This is a genomic window from Actinacidiphila sp. bgisy167 (assembly GCF_965342175.1).
Taxonomy (GTDB): Bacteria; Actinomycetota; Actinomycetes; order Streptomycetales; family Streptomycetaceae; genus Actinacidiphila.
In genome coordinates this window covers 21,813-35,549 of sequence record NZ_CBDRBL010000027.1, presented here as the reverse complement: position 1 = coordinate 35,549, position 13,737 = coordinate 21,813, and the positions used below count along the sequence as shown (strand labels likewise).

Genomic DNA, 13,737 nt, shown 5'->3' with positions numbered 1-13,737 from the left:
CAGGCAAGCCTCGGACGCCTGGATCGTCGGCCCCGAGAGGCGTCGGGAGGCCCTGACCCGAGCGGTCGATGCGGCATGGATGCCCTTGCTTGTCGGCCATGAGCATGAGCGTCGGTCGTCCGAGAGGCAGTCGGGACTGCAGGCGCCCTGCCTCCTTGGCGCGGTTGGCCCAGTTCGGCGACGGCCTCCACCGTGTAGTCACAGCCCGCGGCCCTTCCGACTCTCCCGAGCCTCCGCCGGGCGCCGGGCGCGCCCTTCGGGTACCCAGGAAGTGAGACGTGGACGCCCGCGTCCCCGCCGGCCACCCGCCACTGACCGGGTCTGTCGGCGGCCGTCCCCGGACGGCGGAGGAGCCGCACATGAGCGTGGACTGCCTGACCACTGTCGTCACGATCACGCACAACCGGCGCAGGGAACTGCTCGAGACGCTCGGCCGCCTGACCTCACTCCCGGAACGGCCGCCGGTCATCGTCGTCGACAACGCGTCCGAGGACGGCAGCGCGGACGCGGTGGCCGAGGCGTTCCCCCAGGTGCGGGTGGTACCGGCGGGGGCCAACCTCGGCGCGTGCGGCCGCACGCTGGGGGTCCGGCAGGCCCGCACCCCCTATGTGGCCTTCAGCGACGACGACTCCTGGTGGGCGCCCGGCGCGCTGTACGCCGCCCGCGACCTCCTGGCCGCCCACCCCCGGATGGGCCTGCTCGCCGCGCGAACGCGGGTCGGAGCACGAGGCGGGTACGACCCCCTCCACGAGGTGCTGGCCCGCTCGCCGCTCGGCCGCGCCCCCGACCTCCCCGGCCCGCAGATCATGGGCTTCCTGGCCTGCGCCGCCGTCGTCCGCCGGACCGCCTACCTCGCCGCGGGGGGCTACCATCCGCTGCTCTTCGTCGGCGGCGAGGAGGTGCTCCTCGCCTACGATTTGGCGGCTCGCGGCTGGTCGTGCTGCTACTGCCCCGAGGTCCTGTCGGTGCACCAGCCGTCCCCGGATCCGCGTCCGGGGCGGCGCAGTGTGCAGCGCCGCAACGAGGTGCTCACCGCCTGGCTCCGCCGTCCTCTGCCCGTGGCTCTGCGGCGCACCTGGGCGCTGGCGGCGGACGCGGCGGGCGACACCGTGGCGCGTGACGCGCTCGGCGGCCTGCTCACCCGTCTGCCCGCCGCCCTCCGCGACCGCCAGAGGCTGCCAGCGCACGTGGAGGCCGCGGCCGCGCTCGTCGAACGCTGAAGGGCCGGGGCGGCGTCAGACGACCTGCTCGGTGTCGATCCGGGCGTCCACGCGCTTGTAGGCGTCGGGCTGCTGGGTGAGAACGGGCAGGCCCGTGGAGAGCGCGAGGTGCGCGGCGTGGGCGGTGGCGAGGTCCGTCCCGCGTTCGTGGGCGATCTGCGCCACGGACCAGGAGGTGGCCTCGCCGAGCGCCCGGAAGACGAAGCACGGGGCGGCCAGCGCGTCCTGGAGGCGTTCGTACACCTCACCGAGGACCGACTCGGTCAGGCCCTGCGCGAAGGGGACCGCCGGGACGTACAGCGGCACCGCGGTCTGCGCCGAGCGGTTGACCCGGGCGACCATGTACGGCTGCCCCAGGGCCAGCGCCCGGACGGCCGTGTGGTCGAGGATGTAGCCGCCGCTCACGCCGCCTGACCCGGGTCGGCCGGCGGGGCGGTCTCGAAGCCGCGCCGCGCGTCGGCGGAGGCGACGGCCTCCAGGGCGGCCTCCCACTCGCCGGGGTGCTCCTGGCGGGCCCGGGCGGCGAGCCAGTCCACGGCGCGCAGGGCACGCTCGGTGCGCTGGAGCCGTTCGGTGACGGCCGCCTCGATGAACGCCGACCGGTTGCCGCCGGAGCCGCCGGCCAGCCTGTCGACCGCGGCGACGGTGTCCTCGTCGAGGGTGATGGTGACCTTCTGCTTCGCCATACGGGCACCTTACGTGTGTATGGCGGCGCGGACATGGATCGCCGCCCTGCCGGGCCCGCGTGTCGGACCCGGATGAAACGATGTATCTCACACGTCCTCGACCGTCTTCAGCGCACGCTCAGCTGCGCACTCAGGGGAGGCTCAACCGGCCATGTCGCTGATCCACCGCACGACGCTCACGCCGACCAAGCTGGAACTGCTCACCGAATGGCTCCCCCGGCAGCCCTGGTACGCCGGCGCGGGACGGCCGGAACTCTCGAAGGCCGGCGGCTTCCGCCTCGACGACCCCCTGGGCGCGGTCGGCGTGGAGTTCATGGTGGTCACCGACCAGGACGGCGCCGCCTATCACGTGCCCATGGCCTACCGCGACGCGCCGCTGTCCGGGGCAGAGGACGCCCTCATCGGCACCGCGCAGCACGGGGTGTTGGGCCGGCGCTGGATCTACGACGGCGCCCACGACCCCGTCGTCGTCACCCAGTTGGTCGCTCTGATGCGCGGCGAGGCCGAGGCACAGGCGCAGAGCGTGAGCGACACGCCCGACCCGACCGTCGGCCGCCACTACGCGGGGCCGGTGGACGCGGCGGTGTCGGGCGCCGGGTCCGTCACCGGCGGCCCGGAGGCGACGACCGACGTCAGCGTCGACGCCGGCCCGGCCGGCCGCCTGGTCCTCCGGGTGGCTCGAGCGCTGCGTCCCGACTCCGCCGGCAGCGCCACGGAGGAAGCGCTCGGTCACGTCGCCGCCGGCTGGCGGCAACCGGACGGCAGCAACGCCCGCGCGGTCTTCGCGATCCTGCGCAAGGCCGCCGCCGGCTGATCCGTGAGGGCGCGGTGATCGCCGGACCACCGCACGGTGAACGCGTCTTCGCCTTCGGCGATGCCGATCATGGGGCCCTGGTGGTGGGTGCCGTCATCGGGGCGGTCACCTCGCTCGTCAACGCGCTGTCGTCGCCGTGCACGGCGCTCGGAGCCCCGATCCCCTCGGCGACAGGAGCCGGCTGGGTCCTCCACCGCTTCCTTCGCGAACGGCGTGCCGCTGCCGTCAGCGCCTGACGGCGGCCGTCCCGCCACGCCCCGCCGCCGCGACGCCGTACCGTCATGCCACCGCCCCTCGCCGAGCGACGGGATACCGCCTGGCGGAGACTGGGAGGAGCACCTCGTGCTGCCGTGATCGTCGACGGTTCTCCCCAGGGAGCTGACATGCGCATCGACCTCAGCGGACGGACCGCCTTGGTGACGGCATCGACACAGGGCATCGGAGCGGCCATCGCGGCCGGGCTCGCAGGGGCGGGTGCGCGGGTGTGCGTCAACGGCCGCGCCGCCGAGCGGGTGGAGCGGGCCGTCGCACAACTGCGGGACGAGGTGCCGGACGGCGAGTTCGTCGCCGTCGCGGCCGATGTGGCCACAGCGGAGGGCGCCGAACGGGCCCGCGATGCCGCGCCGGAGGTCGACATCCTCGTCAACAACCTCGGCGTGTTCGGGGCCAAGGACGCGTTCGAGATCGACGACGCCGAGTGGCGCCGCTACTTCGACGTCAATGTGCTGTCCGCGGTGCGCCTCACGCGGATGTACATGCCCGGGATGCTGGAACGGGACTGGGGCCGCGTCCTGTACATCTCCAGCGAGTCCGGCGTCGCGATCCCCGTGGAGATGGTGCAGTACGGCATGACGAAGACCGCGATGCTCGCCCTCGGCCGCGGCTTCGCCAAGAAGGCCGCCGGATCGGGGGTCACGGTGAACTCGGTGCTGGTCGGCCCCACCCGGACCGCCGGCGTGGAGGAGTTCGTGCAGGGGCTGGTGGGCGGCGAGCTGCCCTGGGAGGAGGCGGAGCGCGTCTTCATGCGCGAGCACCGCCCGCAGTCACTGCTGCAACGCCTCATCGAGCCCGCGGAGATCGCCCACATGGTGGTGTACCTCAGCTCCGACCTGTCCTCGGCCACCACCGGCGGAGCCGTGCGCGTCGACGGAGGCTGCGTGGACGCCGTCGTCCCCTGACCGGGGGCAACCGCGGCTGCGGGGCGGCGGCACCGGCACGGCCGTCCCGCAGGACCGCTGGAGCGGCACCACCGCGACGGCGTCCCCGTCAGCTCGACGCCGCAGACATGCCGAACTGTCAACTCGCGCCCTGCCGACGCGCCGGCCGAGGTGGGGCAGGCACGTCGGCCCGCACGACCAGGACGGCTCGGGCCCGGACGACGAAAGGACCACCGGCGGAGCCGTGCGCGTCGACGGAGGCTGCGTGGACGCCGTCGTCCCCTGATCGGGAGCCACCGCGGCTGCGGGGCGGCGGCACCGGCACGGCCGTCCCGCAGGACCGCTGGAGCGGCACCACCGCAACGGCGTCCCCGTCAACTCGACGCCGCAGACATGCCGAACTGTCAACTCGCGCCCCGCCGACGCGCCGGCCGAGGTGGGGCAGGCACGTCGGCCCGCACGACCAGGACGGCTCGGGCCCGGACGACGAAAGGCCGGGAGAGGACGGTGACGGCGACGGAGAGCGCGGCCATCGCGGTGATGGCCGTGCCGGGGGTGAGGTACTGGGCGGCGCCACCCGCGAGGGCGGCCCCGATGCCCTGCCACGTCATCCGCCCGGCGGACTCGACGCCCTGCACCTGACCGCGGACCGGATCGGGGGTCAACGCGAGAAGCTGCTCCTGGAGGGGCAGGGTGGCCGCGAAGCCGGCCCCCGCGACGAACACAGCGGCGGCCCCCGCCGGCACGGGCGGGTGGAACGCGAACAGCAGGTAGGGGACGGCGAGCAGCAGTCGCAGGGCGAACGCCCAGCGGCGTCGCTGGTCGGCGGTGAGCACTCGCCCGACGGCCAGGTCGCCCAGGAGCATGCCCGCTGATCCGGCGGCCAGGAAAGCGCCCGCGTGTTCCGGGGCGTAGGAGATGAAAAGGGCCTCGCAGCCGACGACCAGGCCGTTGGGCACCCACAGGTTGAGCAGCAGTGCGCGCCGGCCGGAGTGGGAGAAGAGCGCGGCGTTCGCCGTCCAGGTCTGGCGCAGTCCGGGGCGGCGGGTCAGCCGGATCGAGCGTTCCCGGACGGTCGCCGCCACCGCGACCAGTCCGGCGCCCGTCAGGACAGCCGCGGCGGCGAAGACCTCCTGCGGGCTGAGACGGCGCAGGAGCACGGCGCCGAGGGCGTAGCCGAGGATGGCCGCGCCGCCCGAGGTAGTATTCATCAGGGAACGGGCGAGCACGTAGGCGGAGCTCGGCACCACCTCGGCGAGCAGCCCCATCCGCGTCCCGGTCGACAGGGACTGGAAGAACCCCAGCAGCAGGAGCAGTCCGAAGCGGGCGGTCAGCGGCAGCCCCGGTACGGCCTGCGCGCTGACGCCCACGAGCGAGAGGCAGTGGAGCGAGACGAGGGTCCGGCGCGGACGGTTCCCGTCGGCGACCGACATCAACGTCAGCGCACCGAGCACCGTCGCAAAGGTCGCACCGTACATGCTCACGGCTGTCAGGAAGGGGGACTGGGTCTGGCGGTCCACCAGCGTGCCGAGCGCGAAGCCCGACAAGGTGCCGGCCTCGACCGTCAGGATGAAACCGGCGTACAACCCGGCGAACTCGCGGTTGCGGAGCAGGTCACGGTAACCGCCGGCGGGAAGCGTGTGGGGTGTGGATGTGTCAGAAGGCATGAAAAAAGCCTCCGCGCGCACCCTTTGGGGCGCCGAAGGCCAACGCGATGATTCTAGCAGTCCGGTTCGTGCCGCGGCGCGGTGAGGCGTGGGCGCGGGGCGCGGCCCGCTGTGTGGCCCGGGAGGGGTGGGTTGCGTCCACGGGCCACGTGGCGTGCGACGTGGCCTCGTCCCACCGGGCCGTGCCGGTGGTCCGGCGCCGGGGCGGGCGCAGCCGTGGACCCGAGGTGTTTCCCGACGAACGCAGAGAAGGAGCGCGACCGTGCAGCAGCGCCGGCAGCAGTCACAGCACGCACCACAGCACGCACCGCGGCCGTCAGGGCATCGGACGCAGCGGCAGCCGCTGGAGGGGGTCACCGTCGTCTCGCTGGAGCAGGCCGTCGCCGCACCGTTCGCCACACGTCAGCTCGCGGACCTCGGCGCCCGGGTGATCAAAGTCGAGCGACCGGGCGGCGACTTCGCGCGGGAGTACGACCGGGCCGCCCGGGGGCAGTCCGCGTACTTCGTCTGGTGCAACCGCGGCAAGGAGAGCGTGGTGCTGGACCTCAAGCAGGACGCGGACCGCGCGCTGCTCGACCGGATCCTGGCCGAGGCCGACGTCTTCGTGCAGAACCTGGTTCCCGGCGCGGCGGAGCGGCTGGGCCTGGGCGCGCCGGCGCTGCGCGCACGGCATCCGCGGCTGATCTGGTGCGGAGTGTCGGGCTACGGCGACCACGGCCCCTACGCCGCGAAGAAGGCGTTCGACCTTCTGGTGCAGTGCGAGTCGGGGCTGGTGTCGCTCACCGGCACGCCGCGGAGCCCGGCGCGGGCCGGGATCTCCGTCGCGGACATCGCGGCCGGGATGTACGCGTACACCGGTGTCCTGACCGCGCTCTACGAGCGCGAGCGCACCGGCGAGGGCAGCGCCTTCGACGTGGCGATGCTCGACGCGCTCGGCGAGTGGCTGGGACAGCCGCTCTTCCACGACCTGTACGGGAGCGCGCCGCTGGCCCGAAGCGGGGCCCGGCATCCCTCGATCTCGCCGTACGGCCCTTACCGCGCGGGGGACGGCGGGGAGGTCTTCGTCTGCGTGCAGAGCGACCGGGACTGGGTCGCCCTGTGCGAGAAGGTCCTGGAGCGGCCCGATCTGGTCCGCGACCCGCGGTTCGCGGACAATCCGCTGCGCCACGTCCATGACGACGAGCTCACCGCGCTCATCGAGGAGCATTTCGCCGGCTTCGCGGCGGACGAGGTCCTGGAGCGTCTGGACGGCGCCGGGATCGCGAACGCGCGGCTGCGGTCGGTCGCGGAGTTCGCGGCCCATCCGCAGCTCGAAGCACGCGACAGGTGGCGGGAGTTCGACACGCCGTCCGGACCGCTGCGCGGGCTGCTGCCGCCGGTGACGGTGCACGGCCGGGAGGCGCCGATGGGGGCGGTACCGGCGCTTGGGGCGCACACGGACGCGGTGCGTGCCGAGTTCTCCGGGACGCGGGGAGGGACGGAGGGCGCAGACCGGTGAGCGTTCACGCGGCGGTCCCTCCGGACGCCGTCGGGCCGGTGGCGGGCATGGGGAGGGCTTCTCACCAGGACGAGGTACCTGACGCGGACACGATCCGCTCGACCTGCGGTACGCGCTACGGCCGCGACGGGGCTTTCTGTCAGGTCGTGTGCCGCCCGGCCAGAGCCATGGGAACGAGCTCCGGCGGACGGACAGGACAGCGCGAAGACAGCCCGGCAGGGTGCCGGTCAGTGCCCGAGTCACGACCGCCGGAACCCGGGTGTCAGCATCGATGTCAGTGCCCGATGTCACGATCGTGGGTGACGGACACCGACTTCGACTGGCGGTCCTTCCTCGCGCGCTGGAGCGGGGAGTGGGCCGACGCCTATGACCCCGACGCGTCTCCCTCCGAGGACGAGCACTACGCGCCCGACCGACCCCAGCTGGCCACCGCCCAGCAGCCGCGGCCGGGGCTCACCCTCGGCCTGGCGATGGGGTTGCTCATCTTCTTGGGCGTCGTGGTGCTCGTCTGCGTGGGTTTCGTCATCCTGTACGCGACGGTGTTCGCCCCCTTGGACTGACAACGGGCGGGTCGAGCGCAACCGGGTCGACGGCTCGAACATCGCCGCGGACCGCACCACCGAACCCGGCGGCTCTGCGTCACCGACACCGGCTCGCGGCGCAGTTCGACCCGCACGCCCACCTACCGTCCCGGAGTTGTACGGCCGGTGTCGACGCGGTGGCCGGGACCGGCAGTACCGCGGGGTGGATGGCGTCGGTGATGGTCGTGCCGACCGAGTACGGCAGCCGCCATGCCGCTGGAAGGGCCCGGTCACGAACGCGTGGGGGCACCACAGGAGCCGGTGCGGGTCAGGGCCGCCGGTCCGCGCCGGAACCGTTTCGTCAGCTGGGCCAGGACCGGTCGGGCAGCGGTGAGGTGGCCAGCGGCGTCGCTGCGCGCGTGCCGGGCCGCGGCAGCCCGGCGACCGGCTCCGCGGAGCCGCCGGGTCCGTGGTCGACGAACCGTCAGCGGGTGGCGCACGGAGGGACGCCCCGTCCCCTGAGCACGCGCGCGGGTCACTCGTGCGGGATGACCCCAACGGGCGCCTTGGCGTGGTGCAGCACCGCGTGCGTCACCGGGCCGATGTGCGGCCCGGCGGCCGCGTGCCGGACACGGCGGCCGACGACGATCAGAGAGGCGTCCGCCGCCGCCTCGACCAGGTGGTGCGCGGCCCCGCCGGCCAGGGAGAGCTCCACGACCTCGACGGCGGGGTACCTGGCCCGCCACGGCGCCAGCGCCTGCGTCAGGGCGTCCGCCTGGGCCCCGGTCAGCTCGTGCTCGAGGTCGAGGGCGAGCGCGGCGGGGTTGTAGCCGTATGAGGCGGGCAGCTTCCAGCCGTGGACGACGCGCAGGGCGCTCCCGCGCAGCACGGCGGCCTCGAAGGCGAAGGCCAGAAGGTCGTCGTGCGGGCGGGCCAGGTCGAGGCCGAGCACCACGTCGCGGAAGGGCGTGTACCGCGAGACCAGCCCGTCGAGGTCCGGGCGGTGCTCGTCGTCGCCCTTCTGACCGGCCCGTACGAGCACGACCGGCCGTACGGCCTGGGCGACGGTCGCGGAGGCCACGGAGCCGACGAGGAAACCGGCGAGGGCGCCGAGGCCGCGGGAGCCGAGCACCAGCAGCTCCGACTCCTCGGCGACGGCCGCGAGGACCGCCGCGGGCTGTCCGCTCACGACCTCTGAGGAGACCTCCAGGCCCGGGTGGTGCGCGGCGAGTTCGGCGACCGCCTCACGCACCACGGACTCGGCCCACTGCCGCTGGGCCTCGGGGTCCACGGCTGTCACCATCCCGGCCAGCGGCGCGTAGACGGAGCTGTACTGCTGCCCTTCCTGGACGTGCACGAGCCGCAACGGCAGCCGGCGGCGGAGCGCCTCGCGGGCGGCCCAGTCCGCGGCGGCCCGGCTCTCGGGCGATCCGTCGAGACCGGCGGTGATCGTAAGGGACATGGTGTTCCTCCTGGCGACCAGGGCGAAGGCATGGGCTGTGCGCGCCCCCGGCCCCGTCGGCGGCCCCTGGCCGGAGCCGTCGGGGCAGGCCGAGGGGCCTGCCGGTCCGTGGGCGACGGCAGGCCCCTGGGCACGCCGTCTGATCAAGCCTACGGGGCGGTGGCTCGCGCGGCGGCGGAGGGCGACGCATCCTCGGCGCAGGCAAACCGTGGCCGCTCATGACACCGCCGGACACCGCCGGGCACCGCTGCGCGCACCCGCACGCCCACCAGGCGTACGCCATGGCCCGCGAAGTGCCCGGCTCCACGTCGGGACGTCCTCCGGCCGGGACGACGGCCCGTGGGATCAGGCCGGCGTCCGGATCGCCGCCCGGGCGTGTCCCCGGTGCCCTTCCGCCGTCGGTCAGCGGTGCACACCCCCGTTCGGCTCCCTCCCGATCGTCCATCCCCACTCGTGACTTCCATGACAAAGCCAGTCATACCGGTCGCAGCACCGAGGTGTGGGGAGTCCCGCGCGCCGCGTTCCGGTGGGGCCCGCCGGCCGGTCCCGCTGCGCGGTGCGGGCTCCGCCGTCACCGCCCTGCGACGGAGCCGCGTACCACGGTGACCGGGCAGTGGGCGTGGTGGAGCAGCGCCTGGCTGACGGAGCCGAGCAGCAGTCCGGTGAAGCCGCCTCGGCCCCGTGCGCCGACCACGAGGAGTTGGGCGGTCCGGCTCGCCTCGATGAGGGTCTCGCGCGTTCTGCCGCGTACCGCCTTCGTCCGGACCACCACCCCGGGATGGCGCTCACGCCGTCCCGCAATGGCCTCCGCCACCAGGCACTCCTCGGTGTCCGCCAGTTCGCCGGGCTTGCCCGCGTAGGGCAGGGCCGGAGCCGGCGGCGGTGGGGGCACCGGCGTGTTCCAGGGCGTCCAGGCATGCAGGGCGAGGAGTTCCGCGCCACGCAACTCGACCTCGGCGAAGGCGAAGTCGACCGCGGCGGCCCCGGCCGGGGAACCGTCGACGCCCAGCAGGACCGGTCCGTCACCTCCGGGCTCGCGCACCACCATCACCGGGCAGTGGCCGTGCGCGGCGAGGTGGACGGCCGTCGAGCCCAGCAGCAGGCCGACGAAACCACCCACGCCGCGGGACCCCACGACCACCAGTTCCGCAGTGCGCGACTGGGCCTCCAGCACCGTGAGGGGCTCCCCCGTCACCACGGCGTGGGTGACGTCGATGTCCGGCGCCGTGCTCCTGGCGCGTTCCACGGCCTCCGCCACCAAGCGCCGCGCGGCGTTCCGCAGGCCTCCCTCGGGCGGTCCGAGCTCCGAGGGCCCCAGGGGCACGTGCAACGCGGGCCACAAGAAGGCGTGCACCACACGGAGTCCCGCGCCGCGCCACTGGGCCTCCCTGGCCGCCGCCTCCACGGCGGCGAGACCCGAGGCCGAGCCGTCCGCTCCCACGACCACCAAGCCGTTCACGAAGCCTCCTCGTCCCCCTGCCACTCGTCCGCTTCCAGCCTCACCCGGGAGCGCCGCGACATCCCGGTCCCGTACGCCCATCCGGGTGCGCCTGCACCCTCAGCTCCGCGGCGGCCCCGCGAGGGGGCCGGGTCCGCGCCCACTCGCGACTCCACGCCCCGGCACGGCGTCGGTCGATCCGGCGACGGGCGTCCCGGCGTTCGGCGGGGACGAGCGCACAGGCGTCCGCCGCCGCGACCGTGCCGCGGACCACGCCCTGGGCCGCGGCCTGCGCGGGGGTGAACCGCTTCTGCCGACAGGCGGCCTTCGGCGTCCGGCCGGACGGTCGTGCGGGAGCCGGCGCGGCCGCCCGGCTCCACGTGGGCCTCCCCGGTCCGGGGGGAGCCGTCGGGCGCGGTCCACCGGACGCCGGGCCGCCGCCGTGTCCGCGCCCTCGCCGGGCCGGAGCTCGGAGTGCCGCGCCGCCCGGGGACGCCGCCCCGTCCACGCCACCAGGACGCCGGACCGCCGCCGCAGCGGCTCGCCGGCGCCAGAGCACCGCCCGGTCGCCCATGGCCGCGCTCCTTTCCTGCCTCAGCGGGCCTTTCCCTCCGTGTCGACCGTCGCACGCGCCGGCGCTCCCCGGCAGGGGCCTCACGGATCATCTCCGCGCCGGGAGGGCAGGCCGACCCTGCCGGGTTGCCGGCCCCTGCCGGCAACAAAAGCACGCTCGCCGCAGGGGCGTGATCGGTGTCACACGCGGTCGATCGAACTTTCCGCCCCGCCCCGCGTCATGTCGGTGTCCAGAAACCCGCTCATTGCTGTGGAGTACCGATGTCCCACGATGTCACCGACCCCCTGTCCCCCGGCGCCCACTCCTTCGAGGTGGACGGGATCGTCCAGAGCTACCACGTCCACGGCACGGGCCCCGTGTGCATCGCGCACTCGGGCGGGCCGGGCGTGTTCTGGGAGTACATGCGCATGCCCGAGGTCGAGCGGCACCTCACGATGGTCTACCCGGAGCCCGTCGGCACCGGCGCGTCCGGCCGTCTGCCCTCACACCCGCACGGCTACAGCCGGGAGCGCTACAGCCGGTTCCTCGAAGCGTTGATCGACCACCTCGATGTGCCGCGCGTGCACCTGCTGGGCCACTCGCACGGCGGGTTCGTGGTGCAGTACCACGCCATCCACCGGCCCGAGCGCGTCGCCGGGATCGTCCTGTACGACAGCGCCCCGGCCAACGGCCCCGAGTTCGGCGCCGAGCTCATGGCCCAGGTGCAGGCCTTCGCCGCGAAGAACGCGCACCGCCCCGACCTGCCGGAGGTCCTGGGCGCGCTGCAGTCCGTCGGCTCACTCTCCACCGACGAGGAGATGACGGCGGCGCTCAAGGGGCTGCTCCCCTCCTACCTCGCCGACTACTGGGGCCGCGAGGAGGAGTTCGCCGCCCTGCGCGCGTCGGTCACGGGTTCGTACATCTCGGGACTGGACGAGCACCAGGAGCCCAGTGGCGGCTTCGACGACAGCGAGCAGTTGTCGGCGCTCACCGTGCCGGCACTGGTGGTGGCCGGCCGGCACGACGTGATCTGCGGTGTGCGGTGGGGTACCGAACTGCACAAGCTCATTCCCGGATCGGAGCTGCTCGTGCTGGAGGACAGCGGTCACTTCGGTCACCTCGAGGAGGCCGAGCGCTTCGCGGATGCCGTGGTGGGCTTCGTGAGCGCCCACCAGGGCACGGTCTCGGCCTGACGGCCCCTGGGAACGGTGACGACGCGGCGGCCGCGCGGCCGCCGCGTCACAGGGCTGAACGGGCCTCGCCCGGCGGCGGATGCGGGCCGGCGGTGACGGTGACACCGTGGTGTCCCCGCCACCGGCCTGCCCGGACCGCCACCCTGGTCAGGTGATGGCGTCGTACTCCCCGTAGGCGTTCTGCGGCGTCATCGTGGAGTCCAGCCCGTCGGTGACCCACGTTCCGAGGACCATCTCCGCGGTGATGCCCGGGCCGAAGCCGGCCAGCATGCCGCGGTGCCCGTCGAGGGCGGAGCCCTCCTCGAACATCCGGTACAGGGCGTCGAGGACGACGGCGCTCGCGATGTTGCCGTACTCGGTCAGCGTGGCCCGGCTGAACCGGAACGACTCCGGCGGGACGCCGAGGAAGCGGCACAGGTCGTCGAGGATCCGGGGACCGCCGGCGTGGATGATGTAGTAGTCCAGCTTGGCGGCGTTCCAGGAATGGTCCTCGGCGACCTGGCGCAGCACCGGCGCCAGGGGCTCCATCGTTCCGGGCACCCGCTTGTCGAGCTGGAAGTGGAAGCCCGTCTGGCGCACCGCGTAGGAGATCCACTCCTCGGTGTTCGGGATGAGGTAGGAGGCGTTGCGCTCCAGCCGCATCCCGGTGCCGCCGCTGCCGCGCACGACGGCGGCAGCGATGCCGTCGCCGAACAGGCCGTTGGACAGGAGAGTTCCGACGCTGAGGTCCGTGGGCTGGTAGCACAGCGAGCAGAACTCGCATGCCACGATGAGGACGTTGGCCTCGGGGTACGCCGTGCAGAAGTCGTGGGCGCGGTTGATGGCGGCCCCGCCCGCCGCGCAGCCGAGCTGCGCGATCGGCAGTTGACGGGTGTCGTGGCGGAAGCCCATCTTGTTGATGAGCCACGCGGTCAGTGAGGGCATCATGAAGCCGGTGCACGAGACGTACACGATGAGGTCGATCTCGTCGGGTTCCAACTCGGCCTCGTCGAGGGCCCGTCGTATGACGGCAGGTACCCGTGCCTTCGACTCCGCCTCGTAGATCTGGCTGCGTACGTCGAAGCCCGGATGTTTGAGCACCTCTTCGATCGGCTGGATCAGATGCCGCTTCCGAACGCCCGTGTGCTCGATGAGCTGGAGGGTCAGGTCGAGTTGGGGGTGGTCCTTGTGCAGCCGCCGTGCCAGCTCGAGCGTTTGTTCGCAGGTGATAACGTTGTCTGGTACCGAGATCACCGGCTTGCACAGAACAGCCATGGGTGGCTCCATTTCCTGCCCCTCGGCGGGCTATGGTCCATGTGATGCGCTGCTCCGGGATTTCCGGAGCAGGCCCGTACCTGTCACGAAAATGCGGTAGGGGGTACGGGCTCCATCATCAGCGCGTCCACAGGGGGACTTCAGAAAGGTCCCGGCACAATTCGGTTCACAAAAAGGGGACCGGCTACCGTCCATGTGGATTCATGGCCTGTTCAGTTTTGCGTTCACCAGGAAAACGTACGTCACTTGGGCGGCATCCGCATGTCGGAGCGGC

At 73.4% G+C, this 13,737-nt stretch carries 13 protein-coding genes and 1 pseudogene; 7 read left to right on the top strand and 7 right to left on the bottom strand.

What is annotated here, in order from left to right:
• Window positions 1-359 precede the first annotated feature (359 nt).
• On the top strand, window positions 360-1,220 hold the full coding sequence (locus ACRWND_RS13510; RefSeq protein WP_431948975.1) for a glycosyltransferase family 2 protein: 861 nt from the start codon (window positions 360-362) through the stop codon (window positions 1,218-1,220).
• 15 nt (window positions 1,221-1,235) lie between these two features.
• Here ACRWND_RS13510 and ACRWND_RS13505 read toward each other — a convergent pair whose 3' ends face one another.
• Together ACRWND_RS13505 and ACRWND_RS13500 are read right to left on the bottom strand one after the other, a co-directional pair.
• On the bottom strand, window positions 1,236-1,625 hold the full coding sequence (locus ACRWND_RS13505) for a hypothetical protein (RefSeq protein WP_431948974.1): 390 nt from the start codon (window positions 1,623-1,625) through the stop codon (window positions 1,236-1,238).
• Complete coding sequence (locus tag ACRWND_RS13500) at window positions 1,622-1,906, bottom strand: ribbon-helix-helix domain-containing protein (RefSeq protein WP_431948973.1); 285 nt, start codon at window positions 1,904-1,906, stop codon at window positions 1,622-1,624. Before ACRWND_RS13500 ends, ACRWND_RS13505 begins: the two co-directional genes overlap by 4 nt.
• Window positions 1,907-2,057: 151 nt before the next feature.
• Here ACRWND_RS13500 and ACRWND_RS13495 point away from each other — a divergent pair, with 151 nt between their 5' ends.
• The 3 genes from ACRWND_RS13495 to ACRWND_RS13485 all read left to right on the top strand — a co-directional run bounded on the left by ACRWND_RS13495 (window position 2,058) and on the right by ACRWND_RS13485 (window position 3,898).
• On the top strand, window positions 2,058-2,720 hold the full coding sequence (locus tag ACRWND_RS13495) for a maltokinase N-terminal cap-like domain-containing protein (protein ID WP_431948972.1): 663 nt from the start codon (window positions 2,058-2,060) through the stop codon (window positions 2,718-2,720).
• A 14-nt stretch (window positions 2,721-2,734) separates the two neighbouring features.
• Window positions 2,735-2,956, top strand: coding sequence for a hypothetical protein (locus ACRWND_RS13490; protein ID WP_431948971.1), 222 nt, complete (start codon window positions 2,735-2,737; stop codon window positions 2,954-2,956).
• 147 nt (window positions 2,957-3,103) lie between these two features.
• Window positions 3,104-3,898: an SDR family NAD(P)-dependent oxidoreductase gene (locus tag ACRWND_RS13485; RefSeq protein ID WP_431948970.1), complete on the top strand. Its 795-nt coding sequence runs from the start codon at window positions 3,104-3,106 to the stop codon at window positions 3,896-3,898.
• A 383-nt stretch (window positions 3,899-4,281) separates the two neighbouring features.
• On the opposite strand, the gene ACRWND_RS13480 is transcribed toward ACRWND_RS13485, so the two are convergent.
• Entirely contained in the window at window positions 4,282-5,544 is a 1,263-nt protein-coding gene (locus tag ACRWND_RS13480; RefSeq protein ID WP_431948969.1) for a hypothetical protein, read from the bottom strand.
• A gap of 343 nt (window positions 5,545-5,887) precedes the next feature.
• On the opposite strand from ACRWND_RS13480, the gene ACRWND_RS13475 reads away from it, so the two are divergent.
• A complete protein-coding gene (locus ACRWND_RS13475) occupies window positions 5,888-7,042 on the top strand; it encodes a CaiB/BaiF CoA transferase family protein (protein WP_431949012.1) in 1,155 nt (384 codons plus the stop codon).
• 299 nt (window positions 7,043-7,341) lie between these two features.
• Window positions 7,342-7,602 carry a hypothetical protein gene (locus ACRWND_RS13470; RefSeq protein ID WP_431948968.1) on the top strand — a complete coding sequence of 87 codons (261 nt, stop codon included), beginning with the start codon at window positions 7,342-7,344 and terminating at the stop codon, window positions 7,600-7,602.
• A 118-nt stretch (window positions 7,603-7,720) separates the two neighbouring features.
• Here ACRWND_RS13470 and ACRWND_RS13465 read toward each other — a convergent pair.
• The 3 genes and pseudogenes from ACRWND_RS13465 to ACRWND_RS13455 all read right to left on the bottom strand — a co-directional run.
• A pseudogene (locus tag ACRWND_RS13465) lies at window positions 7,721-8,057 on the bottom strand (IS1380 family transposase); the annotation flags it as partial.
• A gap of 41 nt (window positions 8,058-8,098) precedes the next feature.
• Entirely contained in the window at window positions 8,099-9,025 is a 927-nt protein-coding gene (locus ACRWND_RS13460; RefSeq protein ID WP_431948967.1) for a universal stress protein, read from the bottom strand.
• Window positions 9,026-9,596: 571 nt separating this feature from the next.
• Window positions 9,597-10,484: a universal stress protein gene (locus ACRWND_RS13455; RefSeq protein ID WP_431948966.1), complete on the bottom strand. Its 888-nt coding sequence runs from the start codon at window positions 10,482-10,484 to the stop codon at window positions 9,597-9,599.
• Between the two features lie 813 nt (window positions 10,485-11,297).
• Here ACRWND_RS13455 and ACRWND_RS13450 point away from each other — a divergent pair.
• Window positions 11,298-12,209, top strand: a complete 912-nt coding sequence (locus tag ACRWND_RS13450; protein WP_431948965.1) for an alpha/beta fold hydrolase — start codon at window positions 11,298-11,300, stop codon at window positions 12,207-12,209.
• A gap of 147 nt (window positions 12,210-12,356) precedes the next feature.
• Here the strand turns inward: ACRWND_RS13450 and ACRWND_RS13445 are convergent, their stop codons facing one another.
• Window positions 12,357-13,463, bottom strand: coding sequence for a type III polyketide synthase (locus tag ACRWND_RS13445; RefSeq protein WP_431948964.1), 1,107 nt, complete (start codon window positions 13,461-13,463; stop codon window positions 12,357-12,359).
• Between the last annotated feature and the right edge of the window lie 274 nt (window positions 13,464-13,737).

Excerpts from the sequence above, each read along its gene's own strand:
- ACRWND_RS13480 (WP_431948969.1), bottom strand. The coding sequence starts at position 5,544 with ATGCCTTCTGACACATCCACACCCCACACGCTTCCCGCCGGCGGTTAC.
- ACRWND_RS13510 (WP_431948975.1), top strand. The coding sequence starts at position 360 with ATGAGCGTGGACTGCCTGACCACTGTCGTCACGATCACGCACAACCGG.
- ACRWND_RS13495 (WP_431948972.1), top strand. The coding sequence starts at position 2,058 with ATGTCGCTGATCCACCGCACGACGCTCACGCCGACCAAGCTGGAACTG.
- ACRWND_RS13450 (WP_431948965.1), top strand. The coding sequence starts at position 11,298 with ATGTCCCACGATGTCACCGACCCCCTGTCCCCCGGCGCCCACTCCTTC.
- ACRWND_RS13500 (WP_431948973.1), bottom strand. The coding sequence starts at position 1,906 with ATGGCGAAGCAGAAGGTCACCATCACCCTCGACGAGGACACCGTCGCC.
- ACRWND_RS13485 (WP_431948970.1), top strand. The coding sequence starts at position 3,104 with ATGCGCATCGACCTCAGCGGACGGACCGCCTTGGTGACGGCATCGACA.
- ACRWND_RS13445 (WP_431948964.1), bottom strand. The coding sequence starts at position 13,463 with ATGGCTGTTCTGTGCAAGCCGGTGATCTCGGTACCAGACAACGTTATC.
- ACRWND_RS13460 (WP_431948967.1), bottom strand. The coding sequence starts at position 9,025 with ATGTCCCTTACGATCACCGCCGGTCTCGACGGATCGCCCGAGAGCCGG.